Annotated in this window: 30 protein-coding genes, 1 tRNA gene and 2 rRNA genes; 28 read left to right on the forward strand and 5 right to left on the reverse strand. The window is 44.6% G+C overall.

Annotated elements, in window-relative coordinates; genetic code table 11:
* The 10 genes from rrf (DT065_RS16315) (at window position 1) to tsaD (ending at window position 6215) form a co-directional block, all read left to right on the forward strand.
* Window positions 1–117 (forward strand): 5S ribosomal RNA (gene rrf / locus DT065_RS16315).
* A gap of 547 nt (window positions 118–664) precedes the next feature.
* Complete coding sequence (locus DT065_RS16320; RefSeq protein ID WP_114375178.1) at window positions 665–823, forward strand: DUF1540 domain-containing protein; 159 nt, start codon at window positions 665–667, stop codon at window positions 821–823.
* A gap of 89 nt (window positions 824–912) precedes the next feature.
* Window positions 913–2052, forward strand: a complete 1140-nt coding sequence (locus DT065_RS16325; protein WP_114375180.1) for a trans-sulfuration enzyme family protein — start codon at window positions 913–915, stop codon at window positions 2050–2052.
* Between the two features lie 81 nt (window positions 2053–2133).
* A 5S ribosomal RNA gene (gene rrf, locus DT065_RS16330) occupies window positions 2134–2250 on the forward strand.
* A gap of 10 nt (window positions 2251–2260) precedes the next feature.
* Window positions 2261–2337: transfer RNA gene (locus DT065_RS16335), tRNA-Met, on the forward strand.
* A 249-nt stretch (window positions 2338–2586) separates the two neighbouring features.
* Window positions 2587–3570, forward strand: coding sequence for a thiamine-phosphate kinase (gene thiL, locus DT065_RS16340; protein ID WP_114375182.1), 984 nt, complete (start codon window positions 2587–2589; stop codon window positions 3568–3570).
* A gap of 10 nt (window positions 3571–3580) precedes the next feature.
* On the forward strand, window positions 3581–4042 hold the full coding sequence (gene tsaE, locus DT065_RS16345; protein ID WP_114375184.1) for a tRNA (adenosine(37)-N6)-threonylcarbamoyltransferase complex ATPase subunit type 1 TsaE: 462 nt from the start codon (window positions 3581–3583) through the stop codon (window positions 4040–4042).
* Window positions 4039–4731 carry a tRNA (adenosine(37)-N6)-threonylcarbamoyltransferase complex dimerization subunit type 1 TsaB gene (gene tsaB, locus DT065_RS16350; protein ID WP_114375186.1) on the forward strand — a complete coding sequence of 231 codons (693 nt, stop codon included), beginning with the start codon at window positions 4039–4041 and terminating at the stop codon, window positions 4729–4731. Before tsaE ends, tsaB begins: the two co-directional genes overlap by 4 nt.
* Window positions 4728–5186 (forward strand): ribosomal protein S18-alanine N-acetyltransferase, encoded by a 459-nt coding sequence (gene rimI / locus DT065_RS16355; protein ID WP_227002645.1) that lies wholly within the window; start codon window positions 4728–4730, stop codon window positions 5184–5186. Before tsaB ends, rimI begins: the two co-directional genes overlap by 4 nt.
* 15 nt (window positions 5187–5201) lie before the next feature.
* The gene (gene tsaD / locus DT065_RS16360) at window positions 5202–6215 is read left to right on the forward strand and encodes a tRNA (adenosine(37)-N6)-threonylcarbamoyltransferase complex transferase subunit TsaD (protein WP_114375188.1); all 1014 of its coding nucleotides are present in this window, start codon (window positions 5202–5204) and stop codon (window positions 6213–6215) included.
* Window positions 6216–6803: 588 nt separating this feature from the next.
* Here the strand turns inward: tsaD and abc-f are convergent.
* Entirely contained in the window at window positions 6804–8738 is a 1935-nt protein-coding gene (abc-f, locus tag DT065_RS16365; protein WP_114375190.1) for a ribosomal protection-like ABC-F family protein, read from the reverse strand.
* Window positions 8739–8880: 142 nt separating this feature from the next.
* Here abc-f and DT065_RS16370 point away from each other — a divergent pair, with 142 nt between their 5' ends.
* The 3 genes from DT065_RS16370 to tatC are packed head-to-tail and all read left to right on the forward strand — an operon-like array spanning window position 8881 to window position 10509.
* Window positions 8881–9513, forward strand: a complete 633-nt coding sequence (locus tag DT065_RS16370; RefSeq protein ID WP_114375192.1) for a redox-sensing transcriptional repressor Rex — start codon at window positions 8881–8883, stop codon at window positions 9511–9513.
* 31 nt (window positions 9514–9544) lie between these two features.
* Complete coding sequence (gene tatA / locus DT065_RS16375; protein WP_114375194.1) at window positions 9545–9733, forward strand: twin-arginine translocase TatA/TatE family subunit; 189 nt, start codon at window positions 9545–9547, stop codon at window positions 9731–9733.
* 14 nt (window positions 9734–9747) lie between these two features.
* Window positions 9748–10509 (forward strand): twin-arginine translocase subunit TatC, encoded by a 762-nt coding sequence (gene tatC / locus DT065_RS16380; protein ID WP_114375196.1) that lies wholly within the window; start codon window positions 9748–9750, stop codon window positions 10507–10509.
* A 45-nt stretch (window positions 10510–10554) separates the two neighbouring features.
* Here the strand turns inward: tatC and DT065_RS16385 are convergent, their stop codons facing one another.
* Entirely contained in the window at window positions 10555–10749 is a 195-nt protein-coding gene (locus DT065_RS16385) for a DUF4305 domain-containing protein (protein ID WP_160112616.1), read from the reverse strand.
* Window positions 10749–11471, reverse strand: a complete 723-nt coding sequence (locus tag DT065_RS16390) for a CPBP family intramembrane glutamic endopeptidase (RefSeq protein ID WP_114375200.1) — start codon at window positions 11469–11471, stop codon at window positions 10749–10751. Before DT065_RS16390 ends, DT065_RS16385 begins: the two co-directional genes overlap by 1 nt.
* 273 nt (window positions 11472–11744) lie before the next feature.
* Here DT065_RS16390 and groES point away from each other — a divergent pair, with 273 nt between their 5' ends.
* Entirely contained in the window at window positions 11745–12029 is a 285-nt protein-coding gene (groES, locus tag DT065_RS16395; protein ID WP_114375201.1) for a co-chaperone GroES, read from the forward strand.
* Window positions 12030–12087: 58 nt separating this feature from the next.
* Window positions 12088–13731: a chaperonin GroEL gene (gene groL / locus DT065_RS16400; protein WP_114375203.1), complete on the forward strand. Its 1644-nt coding sequence runs from the start codon at window positions 12088–12090 to the stop codon at window positions 13729–13731.
* A 77-nt stretch (window positions 13732–13808) separates the two neighbouring features.
* Here groL and DT065_RS16405 read toward each other — a convergent pair whose 3' ends face one another.
* Window positions 13809–14996, reverse strand: a complete 1188-nt coding sequence (locus tag DT065_RS16405; protein ID WP_114375204.1) for a site-specific integrase — start codon at window positions 14994–14996, stop codon at window positions 13809–13811.
* Between the two features lie 17 nt (window positions 14997–15013).
* On the reverse strand, window positions 15014–15619 hold the full coding sequence (locus tag DT065_RS16410; protein ID WP_114375206.1) for a helix-turn-helix domain-containing protein: 606 nt from the start codon (window positions 15617–15619) through the stop codon (window positions 15014–15016).
* 186 nt (window positions 15620–15805) lie between these two features.
* Between DT065_RS16410 and DT065_RS16415 the strand changes: the two genes are divergently transcribed.
* The 13 genes from DT065_RS16415 to DT065_RS16475 all read left to right on the forward strand — a co-directional run bounded on the left by DT065_RS16415 (window position 15806) and on the right by DT065_RS16475 (window position 26357).
* Window positions 15806–16027 (forward strand): helix-turn-helix transcriptional regulator, encoded by a 222-nt coding sequence (locus DT065_RS16415; RefSeq protein ID WP_114375208.1) that lies wholly within the window; start codon window positions 15806–15808, stop codon window positions 16025–16027.
* Window positions 16028–16029: 2 nt separating this feature from the next.
* On the forward strand, window positions 16030–16344 hold the full coding sequence (locus DT065_RS16420) for a helix-turn-helix domain-containing protein (RefSeq protein ID WP_114375210.1): 315 nt from the start codon (window positions 16030–16032) through the stop codon (window positions 16342–16344).
* Window positions 16345–16665: 321 nt separating this feature from the next.
* Window positions 16666–16968: a hypothetical protein gene (locus DT065_RS16425; RefSeq protein ID WP_114375212.1), complete on the forward strand. Its 303-nt coding sequence runs from the start codon at window positions 16666–16668 to the stop codon at window positions 16966–16968.
* Window positions 16969–17068: 100 nt separating this feature from the next.
* The gene (locus tag DT065_RS16430; RefSeq protein ID WP_114375214.1) at window positions 17069–19459 is read left to right on the forward strand and encodes a phage/plasmid primase, P4 family; all 2391 of its coding nucleotides are present in this window, start codon (window positions 17069–17071) and stop codon (window positions 19457–19459) included.
* 376 nt (window positions 19460–19835) lie between these two features.
* Window positions 19836–20294, forward strand: coding sequence for a hypothetical protein (locus tag DT065_RS16435; RefSeq protein ID WP_114375216.1), 459 nt, complete (start codon window positions 19836–19838; stop codon window positions 20292–20294).
* Window positions 20291–20482, forward strand: a complete 192-nt coding sequence (locus tag DT065_RS16440) for a hypothetical protein (protein WP_114375218.1) — start codon at window positions 20291–20293, stop codon at window positions 20480–20482. Before DT065_RS16435 ends, DT065_RS16440 begins: the two co-directional genes overlap by 4 nt.
* Window positions 20483–20617: 135 nt before the next feature.
* Window positions 20618–21859 (forward strand): phage portal protein, encoded by a 1242-nt coding sequence (locus DT065_RS16445; protein ID WP_114375219.1) that lies wholly within the window; start codon window positions 20618–20620, stop codon window positions 21857–21859.
* Window positions 21804–22379: an HK97 family phage prohead protease gene (locus tag DT065_RS16450; protein WP_114375221.1), complete on the forward strand. Its 576-nt coding sequence runs from the start codon at window positions 21804–21806 to the stop codon at window positions 22377–22379. The genes DT065_RS16445 and DT065_RS16450 overlap by 56 nt, the downstream gene beginning before the upstream one ends.
* 3 nt (window positions 22380–22382) lie before the next feature.
* Complete coding sequence (locus DT065_RS16455; RefSeq protein ID WP_114375223.1) at window positions 22383–23612, forward strand: phage major capsid protein; 1230 nt, start codon at window positions 22383–22385, stop codon at window positions 23610–23612.
* 63 nt (window positions 23613–23675) lie between these two features.
* Window positions 23676–23951 carry a head-tail connector protein gene (locus tag DT065_RS16460; protein ID WP_114375225.1) on the forward strand — a complete coding sequence of 92 codons (276 nt, stop codon included), beginning with the start codon at window positions 23676–23678 and terminating at the stop codon, window positions 23949–23951.
* A gap of 2 nt (window positions 23952–23953) precedes the next feature.
* Entirely contained in the window at window positions 23954–24244 is a 291-nt protein-coding gene (locus DT065_RS19415; RefSeq protein ID WP_114375227.1) for an HNH endonuclease, read from the forward strand.
* Between the two features lie 119 nt (window positions 24245–24363).
* Window positions 24364–24711, forward strand: a complete 348-nt coding sequence (locus DT065_RS16470) for a hypothetical protein (protein WP_114375228.1) — start codon at window positions 24364–24366, stop codon at window positions 24709–24711.
* Entirely contained in the window at window positions 24711–26357 is a 1647-nt protein-coding gene (locus DT065_RS16475; protein WP_114375230.1) for a terminase large subunit, read from the forward strand. The genes DT065_RS16470 and DT065_RS16475 overlap by 1 nt, the downstream gene beginning before the upstream one ends.
* The last annotated feature ends 6 nt before the right edge of the window (window positions 26358–26363 follow it).

Below are 26363 nucleotides of genomic sequence, written 5' to 3' on the forward strand. Positions count from 1 at the left end.
TCAGGTGGCGATAGCGAAGAGGCCCCACCCGTTCCCATGCCGAACACGGAAGTTAAGCTCTTCAGCGCCGATGGTAATCGGGCGGCAACGCCCCGTGAGCGTAGGACGTCGCCTGGCGATGAGAAACGACCGACTTCGGAGATCTTCCGGGTCGGTTTTTTTAATGGCCCCTTTTTTGGTTGTTCAAGCCGGGGGATGACACCCCGGATGGGCATAAACCTTCATTCAGGGGTATCATGAACCGCTCATGGCACCCCGAAAAGAAAAAGCGTTCGATCTAAGGTTTCATGAACGGCCCATGGCACCTCGGAAAAGAAGAAGCTTATCATCCCGGGTGTCATAGATGGCTCATGGCACCTGGGAACGGAAGCTTTTCCTTGTCAGAGGTTTCTGTACCTTCCTCCACTACCCCAACGATCTGTATGAAGCTCTCGCCTGAATGATAGAACGATGGAAGGCCTCCGCCGATCTGTTTTCACCACCCGTCCCCCTCCCTTATAAATCGCATGACTCCACCTCATGACAAAGCCGAAGCTGGATACGAACATCTACTCCAATTTTTAATTGGTTTTCTCCGCTGCATAAGTTCCATAAGTTTCTTTTTTTGCCACAGAAAAGTGTGCTTGGTTTCTGGACATACTGTTGATGAGGGGGAGATGTGTATATGGCACAGGATGTTTTGTGTGAAGTTGAAAACTGTGTGCATTGGGCAGAAGGGAATAGATGTCAGGCCGATCGGATCTATGTGGTGACGAACGCAGATGATTTAACGACGGAACAAACCGAAACTGACTGCAAAACATTTCGTCCGATGGAGCATTAATGCTTAGGCTGCCCACTTGCGTGGGTGGCTTTTTCTTATGGTATGATTAAATAAATGGTAAGATAAAATATAAAGGATTGGATCAGGCTATGAAAAGTTTTAACTGGAAAGTGATACATGATCGGGCACAGGATGATGCCAGTACGAGCAAAACGACACCGATTTATCAAACTTCATCTTTTACTTTTACGGGTCTTGACGATTTGGAGGGGTTTTTTCAACCGGAAAATAATAGGTATATGTATTCTCGATATGGAAATCCTAATCCGGATCAGCTTGCCCGGAAAGTGAGTGAGTTAGAAGGGGCGCCTGCTGGTGTTGCTACTTCTTCTGGAATGTCCGCGATTTTGTGCGGGGTGTTATCTGTGGTACGACCAGGCGAATCGGTGCTCATTCCGGAAGATGTCTATGGAGGCACATACGATTTATTCCAACAATTTTTTCAGGAGTGGCAAGTGGATATACATACTGTATCGTTTACCGACCTTTCAGAGGTTGAAAAGCATATAACGGAAAAAACCGCCCTCGTGTACACAGAATCGGTAACCAACCCGTTATTGCGTGTGGAAAACATTGAGGCGGTCGTTAACATTGCACATAAGCATCGTGTGCCTGTGATGGTTGATAACACGTTTGCTACGCCTTACTTTTCCCAACCATACAAATCTGGTGTGGATTTGGTTGTTCACAGCGCTACCAAGTACATTGGCGGGCATAGTGATGTGACTGCCGGCGTGCTTGTTGGGGAGAAGGCATTAGTGGAGCGAGCAAAAGCGAAAGCCATTCAACTCGGGATGAACATAAGCCCATTTGAATCATGGCTTACGGTTCGAGGATTAAAAACGCTTTCGGTTCGTATGGAAAGACAAAGCTCGAATGCAAAGGCAATGGCTGAATTTTTAAACGATCAATCGGGTGTGAATGTATATTACCCAGAATATTTGGCGACGCATGGAAACGGTGCAATGGTAAGCTTTGAACTGGTTGATCGGTATGATATCCACAAATTCTTTGAACAACTGGAATGGGTGAAAATCGTGCCCACGCTCGCCGGTGTAGAAACCACCGTTTCCTATCCGCTGAAAACCTCCCATCGGAGTCTCCCACCACAGATGCAAAAAAAGCTTGGCATTACAGAAGGACTCGTACGCATGTCTGTAGGTTTGGAAGATCAAATGGATATTATGAAGGAATTGCGATCGGCGTTAAAAGCAGCCGAGAAAGATTAAAAAATCTTTGTTATGGACTTGTATGGGTGTGCAATGTGTGTTATATTATTAATTGTGACGTTGAGAGACACGTTAAACAAATCTGGTGGCGATAGCGAAGAGGTCACACCCGTTCCCATGCCGAACACGGAAGTTAAGCTCTTCAGCGCTGATGGTAATTGGGCGGAAACGCCCTGTGAGAGTAGGACGTTGCCAGGTTGACACACATCGCGGGGTGGAGCAGTCAGGTAGCTCGTCGGGCTCATAACCCGGAGGCCGAAGGTTCGAATCCTTCCCCCGCAACCAATATTGAATCTGACGCTACGTCGAAAGAGCTTGAAAGCGAAGATTCATCAGGTGTACTCAGGAGTGCAACCATAACAGAACCTGCAACTACGGAGAATAAGCTACAGAGCAAAGGTTCATAAATAGTGCTCTGGATTACAAGCATACTCTGACGAAAAGTTGTTTATATTTTTTAAGCAAAAACAAACCGCAGTGTTTGTTATTTTTTTTACTATAAACGTTATGGGTGCGTACCCAAAGGTGAAAATTATGCATGAATTTGATCTTATCCGACAAATCGAGCCATTTGCCGCAGATCATAAGGACGTCAAAGTTGGCATTGGCGATGATGCAGCCGTTACTTCTTCGTATGCTCATAAAGATGTGATTAGCTGTGTGGATACCATTTGTGAGGGCATCCATTTTAAACGTTCCACGTTACATTTGTCCGATATCGGTTATAAGGCGCTAGCCGTCAATCTTAGCGATATTGCGGCGATGGGGGGGATGCCTCGCTATTATATCGTTTCCCTGGCTATGTCGCCGGATTGGCAGGAAGAAGAAATCCTCGAAATTTATAGAGGAATGAATGCCTTGGCCCAACATTACGGCATTATTTTAATCGGAGGAGACACTGTTTCCTCCCAAAATGGCTTAATGGTTTCTGTGACCGTTTTAGGGGAAATCGAAAAAAATCGTTCGCTTCTCAGGAGCTCTGCACGCGAAGGGGATATCGTATTTGTCTCCGGCACGTTGGGCGACTCACGCGGAGGGTTGGAGCTTCTTCTCTCCCGGGAGTCAGCTGTGCCACGAACGGAACAAGAAAATGCGCTTGTTGGTATTCATCAGCGTCCCGAGCCGCAAATAGCCCTTGGACAACTCCTTAAAGAGAGCGGTTGTCGCATCGCGCTCAACGACATTAGCGACGGATTATCCTCGGAAACTTGGGAACTGGCGGAGGCGAGCAATGTATGCATTTGCTTGGAAGAGGAGAACATACCCGTTAGTGAAGACGCAACAAACCTTTTTGGGAAACAGAAAGGTTATGAATATGCGCTGAACGGAGGCGAAGACTTTCAACTCGTCGGTACGGTAGCTAAAACCCATTGGCCGACCATACAATCAGCCGCAAAAGAAAAAGGCATTCGCCTTTCGGCAATCGGTTCGGTGGAACAGGAAGGGTCGCCGCAAGTGCTCATGCAAAAAAACGGAGAAAGAACAGTAATCAAAAGGGCCGGTTATCGCCATCAATGAGGTGACAGGTATGTTTCAAGTTCAATTTGTAAGTTGCTCAACAGAAGAAACAATGCGGATCGCGGAGCGTTTTGGCCAAGAAGCAGGAGCCGGCGATCTTTTTGCGTTGGATGGCGATCTTGGTGCAGGGAAAACCCATTTTAGCAAAGGGCTTGCCAAAGGGCTCGGAATCAAAGCGATGGTGAATAGCCCAACGTTTACGATTTTAAAAGTATATAACGGCCGTCTCCCTTTTTATCATATAGATGCCTACCGCCTTGATGAAAATGAAGAGGAAGAGCTTGGATTGGATGAATATATGGATGGTGGTGGGGTAACGGTCGTCGAATGGGCGGGTAACATCCAGACACAATTGCCAAACCGGAGGGTAACTATTACCTTTAAACGAACGAATGAGCAAGAGCGAGAACTGATTGTTTGCACCGACAGTCCTCGTTTTGAACAAATTTTCAAGGAGTTTACGGATTTATGATACTAGCCATGGATACATCAACCTTTGTATTAGGGGTTGCATTGGGTGATGCAGAGACTGTGAGAGCGGAGTGGACGACCCATGAAAAGAAAAACCACTCCTTACGATTAATGCCGGGGATCGATCATGTGATGAAAACGGTCAATGCCAATCCCTCTGGCTTGGAGGGCATAGCGGTAACTACCGGCCCGGGGTCGTATACCGGGGTTCGCATTGGCGTTTCCACGGCGAAAGGGATGGCGAGTGCCCTCCGTCTTCCGATTTACGACGTTTCCTCCTTGGAGGCTCTTGCGGGCAATCGGCGCTTTACCTTCGGCCTTGTCTGTCCTTTTATCGATGCAAGGAGGGGTCAGGTGTACGCTGCAGTGTACGAAGCAGACGCCGGCCTCCTGAAGACGGTGCATGAAGAGCGATTGTGGTTAATGGATGAGTTGTTAAATACGTTAGCATCGACGTCGTTACCGGTTTATTTTTTAAGTTTGGATATGGCCCAGCATCGTGAAAACATTCAGCAGGTGTTGGGTGCTAGGGCGCACACGGGTGAAGGGATGGATGGCAGGATTAAGCCGGGAGAAATTTTGCGCATCGCTTCAGAATCCTCGCCCGTTGCGAATGTGCATGACGTTGTTCCCCGTTACTTGCAGCTGGCGGAAGCGGAGAAAAATTGGCGAGGCACAAGGACATTATGAGTGATCGTTATCCTATTCGCCCCATGATACCGAGTGATATTGAAGATGTGTTGGTTGTTGAAAGAGATGCGTTTCAGATGCCTTGGATTCGGCAGGCTTTTATAAATGAATTGATGAAAAATCCGTTTGCTCATTATTTGGTCGCGGTGGATCACGAACAGATCGTTGGTTATTGTGGCATTTGGATTGCGCTGGACGAGGCTCATATTACGAATATCGCTGTTTTATCTACCCATAGACATCAAGGGGTGGGGCGATCGTTGTTAAAAGCAGTGATCCGACGTGCCCTTGAATTAGAGGCTGTGTCAATGACGTTAGAGGTCCGGGAAAGCAATGCGGATGCGCAACGTTTTTATAAAACATTCGGTTTTAAAAAAACCGGGATAAAAAAAGGATATTATACGGATAATTGCGAAGATGCCTGGATTATGAGCTTAACTTTTTCGCAGTTTTGAAAAGGAATGAGTTGCATGAATGACAACCCTCGAATATTAGCTATCGAAACAAGCTGTGACGAGACCGCGGCCTCAGTCGTCGAGGGCGGAAAAAATGTAATCTCCACCGTTGTCGCTTCGCAAATGGACATTCATCGGCGGTTCGGTGGGGTTGTCCCGGAAGTAGCATCCCGACATCACGTGGAAAACATGACCACTGTCATCGAAGAGACGCTTGTCTCCGCGGATATGGATTACACAGACTTGGACGCGGTAGCGGTTACCGCGGGGCCTGGCCTTGTCGGGGCGTTGCTCGTAGGCGTGAACACCGCAAAAGCACTAGCCTATGCCCACAATCTTCCCTTGTTGCCGATCCACCATATAGCCGGCCATATTCATGCAGCCGAGCTTGTTGCCGATATGCAATACCCGGCTTTGGCACTCGTTGTTTCCGGGGGACATACGTCTCTTATTTATCTTCCGGAAGAAGGGGCCTATGAAACGATTGGGGAAACGAGAGACGATGCTGTCGGTGAAGCCTATGATAAAGTGGCGCGAACACTGAAGCTTCCGTACCCCGGCGGTCCGGAAATCGATCGCCTCGCTGCTGAAGGGGAAGTCACAATTGATTTCCCGCGGGCATGGCTGGAAAGCGGGTCTTATGATTTCAGCTTCAGCGGTTTGAAATCCTCGGTGTTGAATGCGGTGCATAACACCCAACAGCGGGGAGATACGGTTATCCCGGAAAACGTTGCCGCGAGTTTTCAGGCAAGCGTCGTTGATGTGCTCGTGGAACGGGCGCAGCGGGCCGTCTCGGAATATGAGGTGAAGCAATTGATTGTCACCGGGGGTGTCGCCGCGAATCGCACGCTTAGAGAAGCGATGAAAAACTCTTTCCCGAGCGGCGGGAATGTGGATTTGATCATCCCCCCTCTTTCTTTATGCACGGATAACGCCGCGATGATTGGGGCAGCCGCTAATATCGCATGGAAAAAAGGCGAGTGGGCAGGCTATGACTTAAACGGAGAGCCTGGGCTGGCGCTCGGGTAGGCTGATCTTGATTGCTCGGCGAAAGGAAAGAGGCTGTGTAGTTCGGATCAGAGGGCGATAGAGTGAGAATTGGAAAATATCACCTTATAGGAGCTACGACAGAGGATGGCACCACTAATAGGGAAAATAATCCAATAAGTGGTTCCGTGCGTTGTGACGGAACCATTAAGAGGAAAAAGTTTCAATTTAGAGGTGTCATGAATGAATGATGAAACCACAGAAAGGTAAAAAACCCCAAACAGGGGTCTCATAAACGACTTATGGACCATTGATTTAACAATCCTCCGATCCAAGGTGCCATGAACAAACCTGGCAGGCACCTCGAATGACGCAAAGGAGCTGTGAAACGGTCACGGCTCTTTTTTTCGTTTGATTCGTCTCATTCCGAGTCCTTTCCTTTTAGCGTTTGTGGAAAAGAAAAATGTGCACAAGGTGGATAAGTGAGCGCAAACCACTGCCATTCAACCTTTACCTTGTGAACAGAGAATCGGTGGATAAATCCTTTCCTTTGTGGGTAAAAGCAGTGAAACCCGCCTTTCCGCGTGTCTGGTTGTGCATAACTCTGTGGAAACTGTGGAAAGTCCCCAGTTAAGGGGATTCTTCCAATTGAAGCTCTTCCCACTCATTCATTAACCGTTCCAGCTCTGCTTCCTTCTCATCGATATCTGCTTGTATTTGGTTGGCGCGGACGTGGTCTTCATAGACTTCTGGATCAAGCATGGAGGATTGCAGTGTTTCCGTTTCCTCCTCAAGGTGGCTGATTCTATCCTCTATCGCTTCAATGTCTCGGCGCCGCTTCCGGGCGATTTTTTTATCTTCTTTTTCCTGCTCAAACGACTGTTTATTTTTGTTTTCCACAGGCACGGCCGTATCGGTTTTCTGAAGTTGTGCACGTTCTTCGGCTTCTGCTTTCTTTTCCAAATAGTAATCATAGTTGCCGAGGTACGTGTGCAGCTGCTCATCCCTGGAGAATTCGACGGTTCGTGTGGACATCCGGTTCAAAAAATAACGGTCGTGAGAAATAAACACCATCGTGCCCGGATAGTCGATGAGAGCAGCCTCCAGTGCTTCCTTGCTGTCGAGGTCCAAGTGGTTCGTCGGTTCATCGAAGAGAAGCAAATTTGCTTTTTGCATCATCAGTTTTGCGAGGACGAGTCGTGCTTTCTCCCCGCCGCTGAGACTGTGGACAAGTTTATGCACATCTTCACCGCTAAAAAGAAACCGGCCCAACACCGTGCGTATATCTTTTTCGACAACTCGTGGATGTTCGTCCCACAGTTCATCGAGGACGGTCTTTTTCGTATTTAATTGGGCTTGCTCTTGATCATAATAACCGACGGTTACTTTGCTGCCGTAATGTACATCCCCTTCCGTAGGATCCAGTCGATTCCCGATAATTTTAAGGAATGTTGTCTTACCGGTTCCATTTGGGCCAATGACGGCGACGTTTTCTCCTCTTGTTACTGCAAAGTCGATCGCGCGAAACAGTGGATCGCTGTCGGGATAGGCAAACGTTATCCCTGTTGCGGCCAAAACATCATTTCCGCTCATTTGTTGGATGTCGAAAGACATCGATGCACTTTTGGCATCCGCGAGCGGTGCGTCCAGTCGTTCCATGTTTTCTAATTTTTTCCGCTTGCTTTGTGCCCGTTTCGTCGTGGAAGCACGCGCGATATTCTTGGCGACGAACGTTTCCAATTGTGCAATTTCCGCTTGTTGCTTGTCATACGCTTTTTGCTGAAGTTCGGCGTCTTTAGCTCTTTTTTCCAAAAACGAAGTGTAATTGCCTTGGTATAGGGTTGCTTTCGTGTGTGCCAGATCGTAAACTTTCGTGGCCACTTTATCCAAGAAATAACGGTCGTGGGAGACGGTCAACACCGCCCCTTCATAGCTGATCAAGTAATTTTCCAGCCATGTTAATGTTTCAATATCCAAGTGATTCGTAGGTTCGTCCAAAATCAATACATCCGGTTTTGTGAGCAAGAGTTTTCCGAGTGCCAGCCGTGTTTTTTGCCCTCCGCTTAAAGATGATATCGGTAGATCATACGAAAGCTCTTTAAAATTCAACCCTGATAGAATGCTTTGTATATCGGCTTCATAGTGATAACCGCCGGACGATCGGAAAAACTCTTGTTTTTCGTCGTATTCTTTTAAGACGGCTTCGTAGGAAGTCGGGTCGTTATTAACGGAAGGGTCCGCCATTTTCGATTCCAGTTCACGCAATTCCTTTTCAACGCCACGCAGCGAGGAAAAGACGGTTAGCATTTCCTCCCAGATCGTGCGCGTGGATTCAAGCCCGGTATCTTGGGCGAGAAAGCCCATTGTTTGCGATTTAGGCATCAGAACAGCCCCGCTATCGTAAGAGGTTTGTCCGGTGATAATGTTAAGAAGCGTCGTTTTGCCGCTCCCATTGCGTCCGACGAGCGCGACGCGATCGCCGTTTTTGATTTCCATCTTGATATCTTGTAAAATCGTTTCAGCACCAAAAGATTTGGTTACACGGTCGCATTGTAAAACAATCATTCGTTTCATCCTTTTTAATTTCATTTCTGTGTGGGTAAAAGAAAAAGGTGGTAAGTCAAGCGTTTCGCTAATTACGCTACTGACAAGTGTAGCAAACATGTTATACTTAAGAAACGGAAGCAAGTTGAAAAGTGGAGGCTTTATGGACGAACAGCAAAAAATTCCACGGGCAACAGCGAAACGGTTGCCGCTTTACTATCGATACTTGGAACATTTATATGCTTCGGGAAAAACGAGAGTATCTTCTACAGAATTAAGTAATGCAGTCAAGGTTGATTCAGCGACGATTCGGCGGGATTTTTCGTATTTTGGAGCGTTGGGACGTAAAGGATATGGATATGACGTACAACGGCTGATTGCGTTTTTTCGAGAAACGTTGGATCAAGATGAGGCGACCCCCGTTATTCTCATCGGTGCGGGAAATCTCGGGAAAGCATTGCTTCATTATAATTTTGGGGAAAACAATAACACGCGTATTGTTCAAGCATTTGATCATGACGAGGCGCTCGTCGGAAAAGAAATCGGCGGTGTCCCCGTTATGCATATGGATCATTTGAAAACAGAGGTCGATGAATCGATATGGGCAGCGATTGTCGCCGTGCCGTCCACCGCGGCACAAGAGGTCGCGGATCGCATTATCGATACACCCATCGAAGGGATCTTAAATTTCACCCCTTCTCGTATGACGGTACCAGCGCATATTCGGGTGCATCACATTGATTTGTCGGTGGAATTGCAATCGCTCATCTATTTTTTGAAGCATTATCCGCTATAAAATCATGGAAATCAAAAAGGAGGAATACCCCATGGGAGGATTGGGCGGCCCAAGCATTATTTTAATCATTATTGTCGCTTTGTTGATCTTTGGTCCGGGAAAATTACCGGAAATGGGCAAAGTTGCTGGGAATACATTACGTGAATTTAAAAATGCCACGAAGGGACTCACGAGTGATTCCGAAGAGCAGAAGAAAGAGGACAAGCAAAATCAGAGATAGGATGGGTGTGTTCGATGAAGCAACGGGAGATGCCGTTTCTTGCCCATTTTGAAGAGTTGCGGAAACGATTCATCTTTATCGCGATATTTCTTGTTATAGGCTTGGGTGCCGGTTTTTTCCTGGCACCCCCCGTTATTGCTTATTTGCAAAGCATTCCGGAAGCGCAGGATTTCCCGATGAACGCGTTTCAATTGACGGATCCCTTGCGTGTATATGTGAACTTTGCGTTTTTTATCGCGATCATCATCATTTTGCCGGTGATTTTCTATCAACTTTGGGCGTTTATCGCTCCGGGCTTAGCAGAGAAAGAACGGAAGGTAACCCTTTCTTACATTCCTGTAGCGATGGTTCTTTTTCTGGGAGGGCTCGCTTTTTCGTATTATGTGCTTTTGCCGTATTTCATGGCGTTCCTCGGGAACATTGCCGAGCGGCTTAATATCACGGAGCAGTACGGAATTAACGAATACTTTTCTTTCTTGTTTGGAATAACATTGCCGTTTGGTTTTCTTTTTCAACTTCCGGTTGTGGTTATGTTTTTGACCCGCCTGGGTTTGATTACACCGAATCTTCTGCAGCGGATTCGCAAATATGCTTACTTTGTGTTACTCGTCATTGCGGGATTTATCACACCCCCGGATTTAGGTTCCCATCTAATCGTCACAGTCCCGCTGTTTTTGTTATACGAGCTGAGTGTCGTGATATCCAGGTATGCCTTCAGGAAGCGAATGAAAGAAGAAGTAGCCCGGCAAAAAGAAATGGTTACGAACAATCAATAGATAGAAAAAACGAGTGTACGGGAAGGAGACCCGGCACTCGTTTTTTCACTTATTGTTTGTCGCATTGCCTGTTTTTTTTATAAAATTCCAAGCAATAACGTAATCAAGGGCTGCCACCGCCAGAAAGAAAAGCGGGAGGAAGCCCCATCCTTCCAGTTGCACTTGCATGATCGCGAATAGGACAAATAAGGTTCCGATGGCAACATAGACAAAACCTAAAAAACCCGGGGACCGAAGCATTACATCCATGCTCCCAAGATACCGAAGATGAACTGAAGGTTCTCTTCCATTTCTTCCAAGTCCTCAAGGTCGATATCGAGAAGGATCGGCAGAGACGCGAAAGCGTTCATGAGCACATGGGCAATAATAGGCACGATAATTCGTTTGCTCCATACATATAACCCGGCGAAAACAAAGCCGACCGCTGTATAGACGAGAATATGCATGAAGTCCAAATGGATGACGGAGAAAACCACGGAACTGATCAACGCTGCCCAAAAGAAGTTCATTTTTCTATAAAGGTGCCCGAAGATCGCTTGCCGGAAAACTAGCTCTTCAAGGATAGGCCCGAGGATAACAACGGCAACGAGGAGCCAAATGTTTTCCGTCATAATATCGAGCAACATTTGCGTGTTTTCCGACTCGACCGGCGCATCATACAACAATTGTTGAAGTTGAAAAGCAATGTTTTGGGCGAAAATCGCGGCAAATAATCCGCCAATACCCAATAACACCGACCAACCTAAATGCATTGGCGGCTCGTGTCCGCGCACCGGATCCGACTCTTTACGAATGAGGAGCCAAATGATGAGCAACCCGAGCCCAAAACTGGCAATCGTTGAAATGGTTATGACATCGCCTAAATCCAATCCAAGTGCAGCCAGCGGAATGGCCAAAACAGCGCCAAATAGTTGCGCGACGACCACAAATGTTATAATCACAAACCAATATCGTAAACTCAAAAAGCACGACTCCTTTTATTCTTTTTCTTTAATAACTGCACACATTGTATCACAGGCGAACGATGTGCGCAGAGAATTCAACGTCCTGTCACATCGACGAACATCAAAAAAATTTTCCGCAGGGCTTGCAAAAGAGCCAGGAACCTTTTATCATTGTAAGTGGTGTTAGCACTCGACAATGATGAGTGCTAACAAAGGTATAAAAAAGTAAGTAGCGTTTTGCAAAGGGCAAAATGACACTTCACATTTTTATTTTAAAGGAGGGTGTTTTCCTTGTTGAAGCCATTGGGTGACCGTATTGTCATCGAGCAAGTAGAACAAGAAGAACAAACAGCAAGCGGCATTGTACTTCCTGATTCTGCGAAGGAGAAACCGCAAGAAGGGAAAGTCGTTGCTGTCGGGAGTGGACGCGTGACTGATAATGGAGAGAAAGTCGCTTTGGAAGTGAGTGAAGGCGACGCGATCATTTTCTCTAAATACGCGGGAACAGAAGTGAAATACAACGAAAAAGAATACCTGATTTTGCGTGAAAGCGATGTACTCGCGGTCGTTGGGTAGTGATTTTTCGTAGGCTTTGCTGCCTACATATTATCGATCAACAGGAGGGAAATAAACAATGGCAAAAGATATTCGTTTTAGCGAAGATGCCCGCCGCGCCTTGCTGCGAGGAGTGGACGAGCTCGCTAACGCTGTAAAAGTAACATTGGGACCCAAAGGACGAAACGTTGTTCTCGAGAAGAAATTCGGTTCTCCGCTCATTGCCAATGACGGGGTGACGATTGCCAAGGAAATCGAACTCGAAGACAATTTTGAAAATATGGGTGCGCAACTCGTATCCGAAGTCGCCAACCAGACGAACGACATCGCTGGTGACGGCACAACAACTGCCACGGTTTTAGCTCAGGCGATGATCCAGGAAGGGCTTAAGAACGTAACGTCCGGCGCAAGCCCAATGAGCATTCGTCGCGGCATCGAAAAAGCGACCGCGGCTGGGGTCAAGGAACTTCAATCCATTTCCAGTGAAGTTGAAGGCCGTGAATCCATCAAGCAAGTCGGCACCGTCTCCTCAAATGATGATGAAATCGGTGAATTCATCGCGGAAGCGATGGGCCGTGTTGGAAACGACGGTGTGATCACGGTTGAAGAGTCCAGAGGCCTTGACACTGAGCTGGAAGTCGTGGAAGGGATGCAATTTGACCGTGGGTACGCCTCCCCTTACATGGTGACGGACAATGACACGATGGAAGCGAGTCTTGATGATCCTTACATCTTGATTACCGATAAGAAAATCACAAACATTCAAGAAGTATTGCCGTTGCTCGAGCAAGTCGTGCAGCAAAACAAGCCGATCCTTATCGTCGCTGAAGACGTTGAAGGCGAAGCGCTCGCAACACTTGTATTGAATAAACTTCGCGGAACGTTTAACGCTGTTGCCGTAAAAGCACCAGGCTTCGGTGACCGTCGGAAAGCGATGCTTGAGGATTTGGCGGTTCTCACCGGCGGTACGGTTCTTACTGAAGACCTCGGCCACGACTTGAAGTCGGCGACAGTTGATCAGCTCGGACGTGCCGGCAAAGTTGTCATTACCAAAGACAACACTACGGTGGTAGAAGGCGCGGGTGAAGCCCAGCAACTTACTGGCCGTATCAACCAGATTAAATCTCAAGTTGAAGAGACAACTTCTGAATTTGACCGCGAAAAACTTCAAGAGCGTCTGGCCAAACTAGCTGGCGGGGTAGCCGTCATGAAGGTTGGCGCTGCTTCTGAAACAGAAATGAAAGAACGCAAGCTCCGTATCGAAGATGCCTTGAACTCGACACGCGCTGCCGTAGAAGAAGGCATTGTTTCCGGCGGGGGGACAGCTTTCATTAACGTTTATAAAGCGGTCGAAGCCGTCGAAGCAACAGGGGATGAATCAACCGGTGTAAGCATCGTCTTGCGCGCGCTCGAAGAACCTGTCCGCCAGATTGCGGCCAATGCCGGACTGGAAGGCTCCGTTGTCGTTGAGCGCCTCAAAGGCGAAGATGTAGGCACTGGTTTCAACGCGGCAACAGGTGAATGGGTAAATATGGTTGACGCCGGCATCGTCGACCCGACAAAAGTCACCCGTTACGCGCTTCAAAACGCAGCATCCGTATCTGCAATGTTCCTCACAACCGAAGCGGTTGTAGCCGATCGTCCGGAAGAAGACGACGGCGGCGGTGGCGCCCCAGACATGGGCGGCATGGGAGGAATGGGTGGAATGGGCGGCATGATGTGATGACCGTCCGTAAAGCCTAATATATAAAGGTTTTACCACCCGTTCACCCGTATAGGTGTCCGAAAAAGTGACCGATATTAGTCACTAAGGGTATTAGAGAGGTTTTCCATCAGGTTACTAAACTTGGTGGAAGCCTCTTTTTTATGGCTTTGAGTCATATGTGCGTAAATGTCCATCGTAGTATTAATGTCCGAGTGACCGAGCCTGTCCTGTATCTCTTTGATATGAGCATTGGCTTCAATCAGTAACGATGTATGCGTATGTCTGAAAGAATGCGTCGTGATGTGCTTCTTAATGCTTGTCTTTTGCAACAATCGTTGTAAACGGATGGCCATGTGCTTAATGGGCTTAGGGTATCCTTCATTCCCGGCGAATATAAAACCTTGATCGTTGTAAAAAGGGTTGTCGCTGGCAATCGTATCTTGTTCCTGCTTATGTGTATGGAGCAAGCCAACCAGCACCGGATCAATGGTGATCGTCCGTATAGAACTTTCCGTTTTTGGTGTTAGAAGCTGAAAATTCTTCTTATTGTTAGACGGGTTGTAGTACGTGCGGATAACCCTAAGCGTGTGTTTTTCTGTATCGACTTCCGACCATTTCAGAGCAAGTAATTCCCCGATCCTTAGGCCAGTGTAAGCAAGCATGGTAAACGTGAGTAAATCACCATCTAAGCCCTCATGCTTGGCCACAGTGAGAAATTCCTCTAATTCCTCTCTTTCCATGAATGTATCTTGAATGGATGATTCGTTTTCCAATTCTTCAACCGTGACCTTCTTTTTCGGAAGTTTAGCACCCGATGCAGGGTTTTCCTTAATCAGCTTAGTTTCCACAGCATAAGCAAACACCATGTGTGCGGTGGAGTGGATGCTGTCCATATAGTTGTAGCTAAACTTTTCAGCAAGCGTATCAATCGTGTCCTGATAATGTTTTTTGCTGATACGTTGGATTGGTTTGTCACCTAATTCACTTAGTATACGCTTTAAGGCAATACCACGGGCGCGCTGGCTACTTTCCTTTGCATCTTGGGCATAATACCTTTCCCAATCGGAAGAAACGTCGCTGAACAGCATTTTAGAGGGTTGTATGTATTCGTCATCGGCAAGTTGACGTTCGACCACAGACGCGGCTAGTTTTGCGTCTTTTTCTTTTAAAAACCCTTCCTTTGCCTTCCTTATATCCTTACCAGTGGCCGGGTCTGTCCCCATGTATATCCGGTAGCCCCAACGAGTGCCTTGTTTTGTTTTCTTTTTGTATATGCGGGCCATTTTATTCACCTACTCATTTAAGATAAATGACCATAATTGACAGTTAGACCGGTTATTCCTTCGATCTCTTCGCCATAAAACCAATCATGACCCCAGCCAATTAAAAATTCACTTAATTCCTCAAGAAAATACTCTTTAGCATGAGGGATCAAATATTTGTCCAATTGTTTATGGAGGCTTTGATATAACCCTATATCTATCTTGTTAATGTGCTTATCAGCATCAATACCGTATTGAACATAAACTATAAAATTCAATTTGTGTTCCCCACCTTCATAGATCAAGTCGCAACGCATGTCCAAAAAGGTTTTAATTTCAGAAACGTAATCAAAGCCATCTCCTTCTTCATTAACTACGTGTGTATCTTCTTCAATATCAAGATCGGGTTTTTCGGTAATCACTTCAAATTCAGGTTCTATTTCAATATAAGTTAATAAATCACCAGGTTTGCAACTTAAAAGTTCACACAATTCAAGCAACGTGTCAAATTGTATTCCAGAGCCATAGTTATTGGCCAGATTAGAAATGGTAGTTCTGGACAATGAAGTATGGTCTTTAACATTTTGTATGTTTAACCCTCGTTCGGCCATCAAAACCCTCAAATTACAATGGATCAGCCCCATTAGATATTACCCCATTTTTATCCTTAGTTTATCCAATGGTATCACAACTAATCAAAATAACCAATACATTGATCAAAACGGCTTGACAAACAATCAGTAAGCTATTATGATGTATATAACGGTTAAATTAACCAATACATTAATCAAAAAGGGAAGTGAATTGATTGTTAAGAGGAGGTGGAAATCTTGATCACATTAAAATCACAAGATAAATTTAATCAAAAAATTTTAAAGAAGGGATTTTCAAAACGAGCGTTTGCTAAAAAATGTGGGGTTTCTGAATCAGCTTTTATTCAAATTTCAAACGGCAAACAATCCCCCAGGCCTGAAACAGCAAAAAAAATTTGTGAGTCTTTAAATCATGATTTTGATGACATTTTTGAAATTAAAGAAAAAGAGGGGGTGTAACCATTTTAAACATCAACGTTGACGAAAAGACCGTAAACCAAATGATGGAAAAGGCTATTCAAGAAAAGGTTGATGAACTAGCGTGGCAGAAATATTTCCTAACGTATAACGAACTGTCCGACTATCTGAACATCAGCAAAGCAACCATTGAGGATCGGCTTATTAAAAACGGGATGCGGTACTACAAAGTAGGAACCAAATATTTGTTTAAACGTGACGAGGTAGACGATTTTCTTGATGAAATGACTTACTCAATGACGGCCACAAATAATGACATTAAATTTTATAAGCGTGTGAAAGGGAGGACGAGCGCATGACCGACAACAAACAAGCCGTGATGGACTGATTGAAGAAAATATAGTATCCGAGGAATTTATTATTGAAGATTTTCCGTTGTTTCCTAGCGGAATCCGTGTAATCGACCAAAACGGCGGCCCAATGATTATTTTTTGGGATCTGCTTTATAACCGCGTGGATTACCGGATCGGGAGGGCGTGAAATGAAAGACTCGAACCACCGACCAACGTCGGAAAATCATCCAAAAGATAGCGTACTGGACAATGTGATGCTTATATTATTTGCTCTCTCAATCGCAGGGGTTTTAGTTGTAGGATCAATATTTTAAGGAGTGAATGAGAATGGATTTAAAACAAGAAATGTTTGAATTGGATTCAACTCTGGGTCACATAGATGTTGAAGTGGACAAGATTTTGCAAATTAAATACGCACTAAACATGCTCGTGCAATCACACTTTGAGAGTAACGAGGTTCGTAGTATTGAGAAACCTGAGTACATGGAGATTAGGAACCAGATAATGATTCTTGATGATTTGCTGGAGTATGTATCGCGAGACTTGGAAAGAGCATCAGCTACGGTGAATCTACAAAAAGACTACCTATGGCGTGAACTCGTAACAAAAGATGCCCACTCAAAAGAGTAGGCACGGGTTGGCTTATAAGCGGATGTTTGGCGACTGAAACTTATAAGCCTTTCTCCAAGAATAACACAACGGTGGACAGTAGCAAAGGAGCGATACGTATATGGTTACTTCCATTGTAACACAAGATATGGATTTACGCACACTTAATATACCGCAAGAAATGAAAGATCATAAACAATGGTTACTGTGGAATAAGGAACCCAAAAAAGATAGTGACGGAAACATTAAGCGCGATGACCAAGGAAACATTAAATATACAAAGGTTCCTAAGCGTCCAAATGTATCGAATGCTGATAAAACAAACCCTGATCATTATATATCGTTTCAAGAAGCCGTAAGCGCATATGAAAACGGCGGTTTCTCCGGTATAGGTTTTGTTTTCACTGAAAATGATCCCTTTGTGGGCATCGACCTTGACGATTGCTTTCAAGATGGAGAACTCACAGAGAAGGCAAAGAAGATTGTGGATTCATTAGCCAGTTATACGGAAGTTTCCCAAAGCGGAAATGGCCTTCACATTATCGTTGATGGGCCGGATATTGACGGTTTCAACAATCAAAGTGAAGGCGTGGAAATGTACAGTAAAGTAGCCTACTTTGCTATGACTGGCGATGTTCTACGCGATGATTTAACGGATATTGAAGAACGGCATGTACAGGTTCTATATATTCACGATAAATACCGGACGCGACCAAGTAAGCAAACGAAGCCAGTTAATAGCAGACCACAGTTAGATTCAGACGATCACATTTTAATTGAAGCCCGTAATGCTTCTAATGGTGAAAAGTTTAAGGCTCTCTTTGACGATGGTGATATTAGTGGTTATCCGAGTAAATCAGAAGCCGATCTTGGACTAGCGGGTATATTATCATTTTGGTCAAAAAACATTGAGCAGATAGAACGTTTAATGAAACGGTCAGCGTTATACCGTGCGGATAAATATGATCGGTCTGATTATTTACGAGAACGGACAATTCCATTTTCCCTAAGCAATACCACGGAAGGATACCGAAAAGAAAGAGACTTTGCGTTACATGTGAAAAACTCAGCAAAGGTTGATCTACAAAAAGAATTAAAGGAAAGACGGTCTAAAGAGTTGGCTTTAATGGAAAAAGCGTGGAAAGAAAACGATAGCCAAGGCAGAAAGCCGACAACTATTTCCCCGTTGCGTTGTGCCGTCGTTTTGCAAGAATATATTAGTTTTGCTCTCTTTGACCTTGAAGAAAACACTAAGGTCGCTATGTATATGCCAAATGAAGGGATATATACAAGAAATACCACCTTAATCAAAAGGGTTATTTCATGGTTGGAACCTAAGCATAACAGCTCAAAAGCAGACGACGTGATTTATTATTTAACCAATATGGCAGAGGTCAGAGAAAAGACAGAATCAAGGTATTTAATACCAGTAGAGAATGGTATTTTCAACCTTAAAACAAAAACGCTGGAACCTTTTTCCCCTGATTATGTTTTCACAGCTAAAATCTCTACCCCTTATGTGGAACAGCCCGAACCTCCTGTGATTGACGATTGGGATGTTGAAAGTTGGATGAACTCAATAGCTTGTGACGATCCGGAGATTGTACACCTCTTATGGCAAGTAATAAATGATTCATTGAACGGTAACTATTCCCGAAAAAAATCTATTTTTCTTGTGGGAGAAGGAAATAACGGAAAAGGTACGTTCCAAGAATTGATTACCAATTTAATAGGATCGGACAATATTGCCACATTGAAAGTGAACCAATTTGATGAAGAATTTATGTTAAGCGCATTAGAAGGAAAAACGGCTGTTATTGGCGACGATGTTCCGGCTAACGTTTATATAGATGATTCATCTAATTTTAACAGTGTGGTTACTGGGGATCGTGTACAAGTGAATGTGAAGAATAAACAGCCTTACAACACGGTTTATAAATGTAGCGTGATCCAATCTACAAACGGTATGCCGAAGTTTAGGAATAAAACCAATGGAACGATTCGACGAATTGTGATTGTACCGTTCAATGCTGATTTTGACGGTCAACAAGAAAATGAAAACATCAAAGAAGATTATATTCGTGATGAACAGGTTCTTCAATACGTTTTGCATAGAGCCATCAATATGGACTTTAAAAAGTTTGATATTCCGGCAGTTTCACAGAATGAATTAGAAGTGTTTAAACAGGATAATGACCCGGTGCTCGATTTTAAAGTCTCCGTATTTGACGAGTGGAATATACCAAAAGTTCCTAAGTATATTGTTTATGGATTCTACAAGGATTTTTGCGAGAACAATGGATATAAAGCGTTGTCTGATAGGCAATTTAATAAACAGTTTAAGACGTATTTAGGGAAAGATTGGGATACGGAATCTCAAGGAAGGTTTGATGATGAGTATATTGGAATTTATTTTCACACGATGGATTTAATACGAGCAGGTTTAGAGCTTCCTGACGGGGCGAACAAAAAAGCATATGAGAACGTAAGGGCTCAAGCAGTGCAAGTGTAACCGTGTAACTGGAATGTAACCGAAATTTTTCTTTTCGGTTACACAAAAAATCCCATGACCACAGTGGGTAGAGGTTAATTGTAACCGAGTAACCGAAATGCACTCTAAGTTAATTATATAAAAATATATACTATAAACCCCTTGGACGCTGTCTGTAGTTTTTTTATAAATCTCCCTGTGAATTTCGGTTACAGGTTACAAAATGGCTCTATCTCTTGTGTCCGTTGGGATACGGCTGTAACCGAAATTTTAGCGTTTCGGTTACAAACTTCAAAGGTATATCCCCTTCCAATCCTCGCGACCCATCCTCGCATAACCGATTGGTAGGATCGGAGAAACTTTTTTCTCAAAATGAAATACAACCCGAGGTGCAACCATGGAACCAATGCTTGACCTGTTACCTTACCTACAAGCTGAAAAAGAATTGAACCGCCTTGAATCACGCCGACAGTCCGAGCGTGAGCAGATCATAAGTGGTATATATCGCCAATGCGAAGTAATCGGCGGTATGCCTGTCACTTATTCTTATCCTACCGAGAAAGCCGCGCTTGAACTTGTGGACATAGATGGGGCGTATAGTACGGCAATCCGCAGAAATGAGGAACGGGTAACTGTACTCAATAACGCCCTTGATACGCTCATAGAGAGCGAGAGAAAGGCGTTTAATGTGTTTATCAACAGCAAAGGCCGCGCTGTCTCACATGAAGCCTATACAGCCTTAGAAAAGGTGCGTTCCTTTGTGGTCAAGTATAAGGAAGCGAAGGAAGCCGAACAAAAACAAAAACGGAAAGAGAAATTAAAAGAAGAAATTAAAAAGAAGGGTGAAAAACAATGAATAACTTTTATTATGAAGTGCTGGAATATGATAGGACGAAAAACGCGGAAGAAGGTATTAACCAGCTTATCAAGAATTGTGATCAGGATGGCGAGAAAATATTAGAAATCCGGGAGCATGTGACGTTAGGTGGGTATGAATCAATGTATTACACATTCTTCGTTAAAATCTCAACTGACAGCCAATAAAACGAGAAAAATAAATAAACGTCGGAAGCGTTAAAACCCTTGACATATCAGCACTTAACCTTTATTTATAATAATTATTATGTTATAATAGTTATAAATAACTGAACGGGAATTTATACAAAACGAGGTGAGTAAATGGCAAGCTTTCTCGACAAGCTTTTTAAACGAAAAAAAGAACCACCGAACGCGGAACGGGCAGAATTGATGGGTACGGGATCGGCAACGTTTACGCCATTCAGTGGCAATGCTTATGAGAGTGACATTTACAGATCGGCCATAGATGCGATTGCTCGGAATGCAGCCAAACTGAAAGGTAAGCATCTTGTCTATTCCAAAAAAACCAATGAACGTAGCCAGGGCGACCATAATGTGAATCAAATTTTACAAGTCAGACCAAACCCATACATGACAGCTTATGACTTGATCTATAAGTTGGTTACGCATTACTTCCTGCATAACAACGCATTCGCTTTCTTGCAGAAGGATGATAAGGGCAATTTACAGGCCATCTATCCGTTGTCACCGCAGAATATGGAGTTTCTAACGGATCCATCCGGGCGTATGTATTGCCGTTTCCTATTCGCAGATGGGGAGCAAGTGACGCTTCATTATTCAGAAGTGTTTATCGCAAGGCGTTTCTTTAACAGCAATGATTTATTGGGAGATACCAACACGGCAATTTTACCGACGTTAGACCTTGCCCATACACAAAATGAGGGTTTGGAGCAATCCATTAAGAGTAATGCGACGATCCGGGGCATCTTGAAGTACAACCAAGTATTAAGCCCGGAGAAGTTGAAAGAAGAAAAGAAGGCTTTTGTTGACGACTATTTAAACGTCAAAAACAACGGCGGTATCGCTGCCCTTGATTCAAAAATGGACTACGTTCCACTGAAAATGGAACCAACAGCCATTGATGACAAACAGCTTGAATCAGTGAAAAAGAAAATTTATGAATACCTGGGCATCAGTGAAAGCATTGTGAACTCTACCTACACAGAGGACGAATGGGCAGCGTTTTATGAAAGTGTGATCGAACCTTTATCCCTGCAATTCTCATTAGAACTCACGGACAAGCTTTTCACCGAGCGTGAACAGGTTTTTGGCAACAAAATAATCTTTGAATCTAATCGACTTCAATTTGCAAGCAATGAGAGCAAGACGAAAATCTTGAAAGAACTCGTCCCGATGGGGCTGCTAACGAAGAATCAGGCGCTTGAAATTTTGAACTTGCCGCCGGTGGAAGATGGTCACAAAACGTTGCAGTCATTGAATTACATTGACGAGGATATAGCCAATCAATACCAAGGAGGACGAACTAATGAAGGAAACCCGGACGGTCGAGATCCGGACGGCAGCACTGGAGCAGGACAGTAATGAATTAGTGGTGACAGGAACACCGGTTGTCTTTGACACAGCCACGCAGATTAACGATCCAATGGGGCAGTACACCGAGATCATAAACAGGGGTGCGCTGCAAGGTGTGGACTTGAACGACACACGTTTACTTTATAATCATGATTTATCACGTATCCCATTAGCAAAAGCGCCGAAAACAATGCAGCTACGCATAGATGACAAAGGCTTGCACATGCGGGCCACACTTCCAGACACCGAAGAAGGCCGCTCCGTGTATACGGCAGTGTCGCGGGGCGATTTGACAGGCATGTCATTCAGCTTTACGTGTGATCCGGCAGGCAGCCGTTACGACGTAAAAACACAAACACGATCCATTTCCAGGATCAAAAAAATCTTTGAATGCTCCATCGTTCCTTTTCCTGCTTATCAGACAACATCAGTCGAAGCCAGGAACCAGATGGATGAAGCAGTTGACCATGAGAAAGCAAGACAGGCAGCCAAAATTAAACTTAATCAATTATTAGTTAGGAGAGTTTAACCCATGTTTAAAACTGTACAAGAAGCATTTAACCATTATCGTAACCATTCTCTACAAGATATGGAGAAGCGAGCCGCAGACATTAAAGGGATCATTGACACAGACCCGGATGCCGATGTTGCATCTATCAATATTGAGATTGAAGGTTTGAACCAAGCAATGGCAAACCATCAGGACAGACAGCCGGACAATGACCAGCGCAGCCAATTCAACCCAATCACTGGCAGAAGCTTCAACCAAGATAAGCAAGTGCCGACGGAAAACATTTTCGGGAGTGCGGAATACCGCAGCGCTTTCTACAAAAATATGTTGGGCCAGAAGCTATCAGACATTGAAACTCGCACCTTTAACAAGGCTATGGAGATTCAAGACGCTGAACGCCGCGAGGATGCTTTCAATACGACGACCAACAGTGCAGCCGTTTTGCCCACGCAAACGCTTAATGAGGTTGTTAAGAAGGCACGAACCATGGGCGGTTTGATTGCTCATGCTAGAAACTTCAACATTCCAACCAATATCAGTGTCCCTATTGGAACACCGACCAGTAAGGCACAATGGCACACGGAAGGGGAGCAAGTGGACAGTGAGAGACTCACAACCGCAGCCGTAAGCTTTGCCGGTTACGAGATCATTAAAGTGTTCTCCATTAGTGCAGCCGCAAAGAAAATGAGTGTACAGGCTTTTGAATCTTATATGATTGACGAACTCACCAATTGTGTCATGGAAACCATAGCAGATGCTCTTGTGAATGGATCAGGCAACGGGCAAGGCACAGGACTTGATACAGGCATCAGTTGGAACGATGAAAACAGCCTTGATTTCTCTGGGGAGTACACGGACTTTACAAAAGCATTGGCCACTCTCAAACGTGGATATGGTGCAGGTGCAAAATTCGCTATGAGCAACGCCACACTGTATAACAAGGTGTATTCACTTGTGGATGCGAACGGTAGACCTATCTTTATTGCCGATCCTAAGAATGAAAGCATCGGCTACATCTTAGGTAAGGAAGTAGTAATCGACGATAACATTGATGACAATACAATCATTTTGGGTAACTTCAACTACATGGGGTACAACATCCCACAAGGTCTCATGATTGAAGTATCCAGAGAATCCAGCTTTAAATCAGGACTGGTAGATTACCGAGCGATGGCTATTGCAGATACCAAGCCATTAGTACACGAAGCTTTTGTTAAGCTGTCCGGCAATGGTGACGGTGCAGAAGCCTAAGCAAAACAGATTGAGGGGTATCAGTGCTTTGCTGGTATCCCCTTTCAAAAAGGAAGTGAAAGCATGCTCATTGATATACAGGAAGCCAGGGACATATTGAGAGTGGATGGCGAGGACAATGACCCAATCATTATTCCTTTGCTTGAATCAATCCCATCTTACTTGGAAGCGACGACAGGCAGGACATGGGAAGATGATCCAGTGCATCCATTGGCGCAGACAGTTTGTAAATTCATATTACAGCTATGGTTCGACCCGCAGACACAAGATGCCGTTAGGATCAAGCGCACCATTGATAACTTACTTGTGGCTTTAACAGCGATTGGGAGAAGTCAGTAAATATGGCGAAGGATTATGCAAAGGCATTCTACAAAAGCAAGGCATGGGAGAAGTGCAGGAACGGTTATATGCAAAGTCGGCATTATGTATGTGAGCGTTGCGGTGGTGTAGCGACGATATGCCATCACAAAGTATATATTACACCAGAGAATATAAACGATCCGAGTGTCACGCTTAATTGGAGCCTGTGTGAAGCATTGTGTCAGACATGCCACAATATGGAACACCACAAAAGTAGTATCACTAGAGCAGGTTTGGCTTTTGATAATAATGGAAATTTAATACAAAAGTGATCCCCCCACATTGGCCATGAAAAAAATCATTGAGGAACCGGTGCAGGAGCCTTTCTTTTCCTCCACACGGGTTTTTGTGAGTAAGCGTGGGATAAACAATTCAGAAAGCAGGTGATTTTATGGCGACTTCAAAGAAGAAAGCCAATGTTTCAACAGATATGAAGAAAGTTAAACAGCTTTTAAAACAGATCCCGGAAGATCGGCAACCGATTGCCCAAGGGATCTATAATGAACTGATATTCATACAGAATACGCTCATTGAGTTACGGCAGCAGGTAGAAGAAGAAGGGGCAACGGCCATGTTCCAACAAGGCAAGCAGGAATTTTTAAGAGAGCATCCGGCTTTGAAAGCTTATAACACAACAATCCAACGTTTCAGCCTTCTCTACAAGCAATTGGTTGAACTATTGCCCGATACGGACGAACAGCAGGAAACCGATGAACTCATGGAATTTATCAAGGAGTAATGACCGTGAATTATGTTTTGGAATATTGGAGTGCCATACACAATGGAGAAATAACAGTCTCCAATCGTGTCTATCGGCAGTATGAAAGACTAGCAAACGAGATCAACCATCCGGGGCAATATATCTTTGACGAAGAAAAGGCTAACAAGCCGATTGCTTTTATTGAACGTTTCTGTAAGCACTCTAAGGGGCAATGGGCAGGAAAGCCGATTAAACTTGAACTTTTCCAAAAATCATATATCAGCGCATTGTTTGGCTTCATTGACCGGGATACAGGATTAAGACGATTCAAGGAAAGTATGTTCTATGTGGCTAGGAAGAATGGTAAATCAACCATGCTCGCCGGGATAGCCTTGTATATGTTCATTGCAGACAATGAAGGTGGGGCAGAAATATATAGCCTTGCTTCCAAACGTGACCAGGCCACAATCCTATTCGATGAAGCTCATAACATGATTAAGCAAAGTGCTTATCTCTCTAAGCATATAAGAAAACGTAAGAGCGATTTATATTTTGCCCATACCTTCTCAAAGTTTATGCCGTTGGCCAAGAACAGTAACACGCTGGACGGGCTGAACAGCAGTTTAACCGTGATTGATGAATTGCATAGCATCGCGGATCGTAACCTTTATGAAGTCATGAAGAAAAGCCAGTCTGCCCGGCAGCAGCCGTTACTCATTATGATTACCACAGCTGGAACCGTCCGGGGCAACATCTTTGATGACATGTACGAGTACGCTTGCAACGTGACAGATGGCAATTATCAAGATGATACCTTCTTACCCGTACTCTATGAACTGGACGAAAAAAAGGAATGGACGGATCCGGAAGCATGGCCGAAAGCAAACCCGGCTTTAGGATCCATAAAAAGACTTGATGAACTTGAACGAACCGTGGAAAAGGCTAAGCACAACCCAAACGATTTAACGGGTACGCTTACGAAAGATTTTAATATCCGAGAAACAGCCCACAGTGCATGGCTTACGTTTGATGATATTAACAATGAAGAGACATTCGATATTGAAGATTTTCGCAACGCTTATGCTATCGGAAGTGCTGATTTGAGCATAACAACGGATTTAAGTTGTGCCACTCTCTTAATGGTAGATAAGGACACAGAAAAGCGTTTCATCCATCAGATGTATTGGCTTCCGCGTGATAGCTTTGACGAGCGTGTACAAAAGGATAAGATTCCATATGACAAGTGGCTTGACCAAGGCTTGCTACGGCTATGTAACGGCAACAGTATCAATTATGGAGACATCACCGCGTGGTTTATCGAAATGTTAGACGAGTACAGTATAACGCCATTGTGGGTCTATTATGATAGCTATTCAGCCAAATATTGGGTTGAAGAAATGGAGCAATACGGCTTTAAGATGGTGCGCTGCATCCAAGGTGCAAAAACATTATCCTTGCCTATGCAACAGATGGGGCAGGACTTGAAAGCAAAGAAGATTAATTACAATAATTCACCTATTCTTAAATGGTGCTTGACGAATACGGGCATCGAACAAGATCGTAACGGAAATATTGTTCCTGTGAAGAATCAGGCAGCCAAAATGAGGATTGATGGCACATCAGCCATGTTAAACGCTTATGTGGGCTTGTATGACCATCACGACGAGTTTTTAAGAGCGCAGTAAGGGGAG

This window comes from Salicibibacter kimchii (genome assembly GCF_003336365.1).
Taxonomy (GTDB): Bacteria; Bacillota; Bacilli; order Bacillales; family Marinococcaceae; genus Salicibibacter; species Salicibibacter kimchii.

Coding starts and splice junctions, on each gene's coding strand:
- DT065_RS16320 (WP_114375178.1), top strand. CDS start 665: ATGGCACAGGATGTTTTGTGTGAAGTTGAAAACTGTGTGCATTGGGCA.
- DT065_RS16325 (WP_114375180.1), top strand. CDS start 913: ATGAAAAGTTTTAACTGGAAAGTGATACATGATCGGGCACAGGATGAT.
- thiL (WP_114375182.1), top strand. CDS start 2,587: ATGCATGAATTTGATCTTATCCGACAAATCGAGCCATTTGCCGCAGAT.
- tsaE (WP_114375184.1), top strand. CDS start 3,581: ATGTTTCAAGTTCAATTTGTAAGTTGCTCAACAGAAGAAACAATGCGG.
- tsaB (WP_114375186.1), top strand. CDS start 4,039: ATGATACTAGCCATGGATACATCAACCTTTGTATTAGGGGTTGCATTG.
- rimI (WP_227002645.1), top strand. CDS start 4,728: ATGAGTGATCGTTATCCTATTCGCCCCATGATACCGAGTGATATTGAA.
- tsaD (WP_114375188.1), top strand. CDS start 5,202: ATGAATGACAACCCTCGAATATTAGCTATCGAAACAAGCTGTGACGAG.
- abc-f (WP_114375190.1), bottom strand. CDS start 8,738: ATGATTGTTTTACAATGCGACCGTGTAACCAAATCTTTTGGTGCTGAA.
- DT065_RS16370 (WP_114375192.1), top strand. CDS start 8,881: ATGGACGAACAGCAAAAAATTCCACGGGCAACAGCGAAACGGTTGCCG.
- tatA (WP_114375194.1), top strand. CDS start 9,545: ATGGGAGGATTGGGCGGCCCAAGCATTATTTTAATCATTATTGTCGCT.
- tatC (WP_114375196.1), top strand. CDS start 9,748: ATGAAGCAACGGGAGATGCCGTTTCTTGCCCATTTTGAAGAGTTGCGG.
- DT065_RS16385 (WP_160112616.1), bottom strand. CDS start 10,749: ATGCTTCGGTCCCCGGGTTTTTTAGGTTTTGTCTATGTTGCCATCGGA.
- groL (WP_114375203.1), top strand. CDS start 12,088: ATGGCAAAAGATATTCGTTTTAGCGAAGATGCCCGCCGCGCCTTGCTG.
- DT065_RS16405 (WP_114375204.1), bottom strand. CDS start 14,996: ATGGCCCGCATATACAAAAAGAAAACAAAACAAGGCACTCGTTGGGGC.
- DT065_RS16410 (WP_114375206.1), bottom strand. CDS start 15,619: ATGGGGCTGATCCATTGTAATTTGAGGGTTTTGATGGCCGAACGAGGG.
- DT065_RS16425 (WP_114375212.1), top strand. CDS start 16,666: ATGGATTTAAAACAAGAAATGTTTGAATTGGATTCAACTCTGGGTCAC.
- DT065_RS16430 (WP_114375214.1), top strand. CDS start 17,069: ATGGTTACTTCCATTGTAACACAAGATATGGATTTACGCACACTTAAT.
- DT065_RS16435 (WP_114375216.1), top strand. CDS start 19,836: ATGGAACCAATGCTTGACCTGTTACCTTACCTACAAGCTGAAAAAGAA.
- DT065_RS16440 (WP_114375218.1), top strand. CDS start 20,291: ATGAATAACTTTTATTATGAAGTGCTGGAATATGATAGGACGAAAAAC.
- DT065_RS16445 (WP_114375219.1), top strand. CDS start 20,618: ATGGCAAGCTTTCTCGACAAGCTTTTTAAACGAAAAAAAGAACCACCG.
- DT065_RS16450 (WP_114375221.1), top strand. CDS start 21,804: ATGAAGGAAACCCGGACGGTCGAGATCCGGACGGCAGCACTGGAGCAG.
- DT065_RS16455 (WP_114375223.1), top strand. CDS start 22,383: ATGTTTAAAACTGTACAAGAAGCATTTAACCATTATCGTAACCATTCT.
- DT065_RS16460 (WP_114375225.1), top strand. CDS start 23,676: ATGCTCATTGATATACAGGAAGCCAGGGACATATTGAGAGTGGATGGC.
- DT065_RS19415 (WP_114375227.1), top strand. CDS start 23,954: ATGGCGAAGGATTATGCAAAGGCATTCTACAAAAGCAAGGCATGGGAG.
- DT065_RS16470 (WP_114375228.1), top strand. CDS start 24,364: ATGGCGACTTCAAAGAAGAAAGCCAATGTTTCAACAGATATGAAGAAA.
- DT065_RS16475 (WP_114375230.1), top strand. CDS start 24,711: ATGACCGTGAATTATGTTTTGGAATATTGGAGTGCCATACACAATGGA.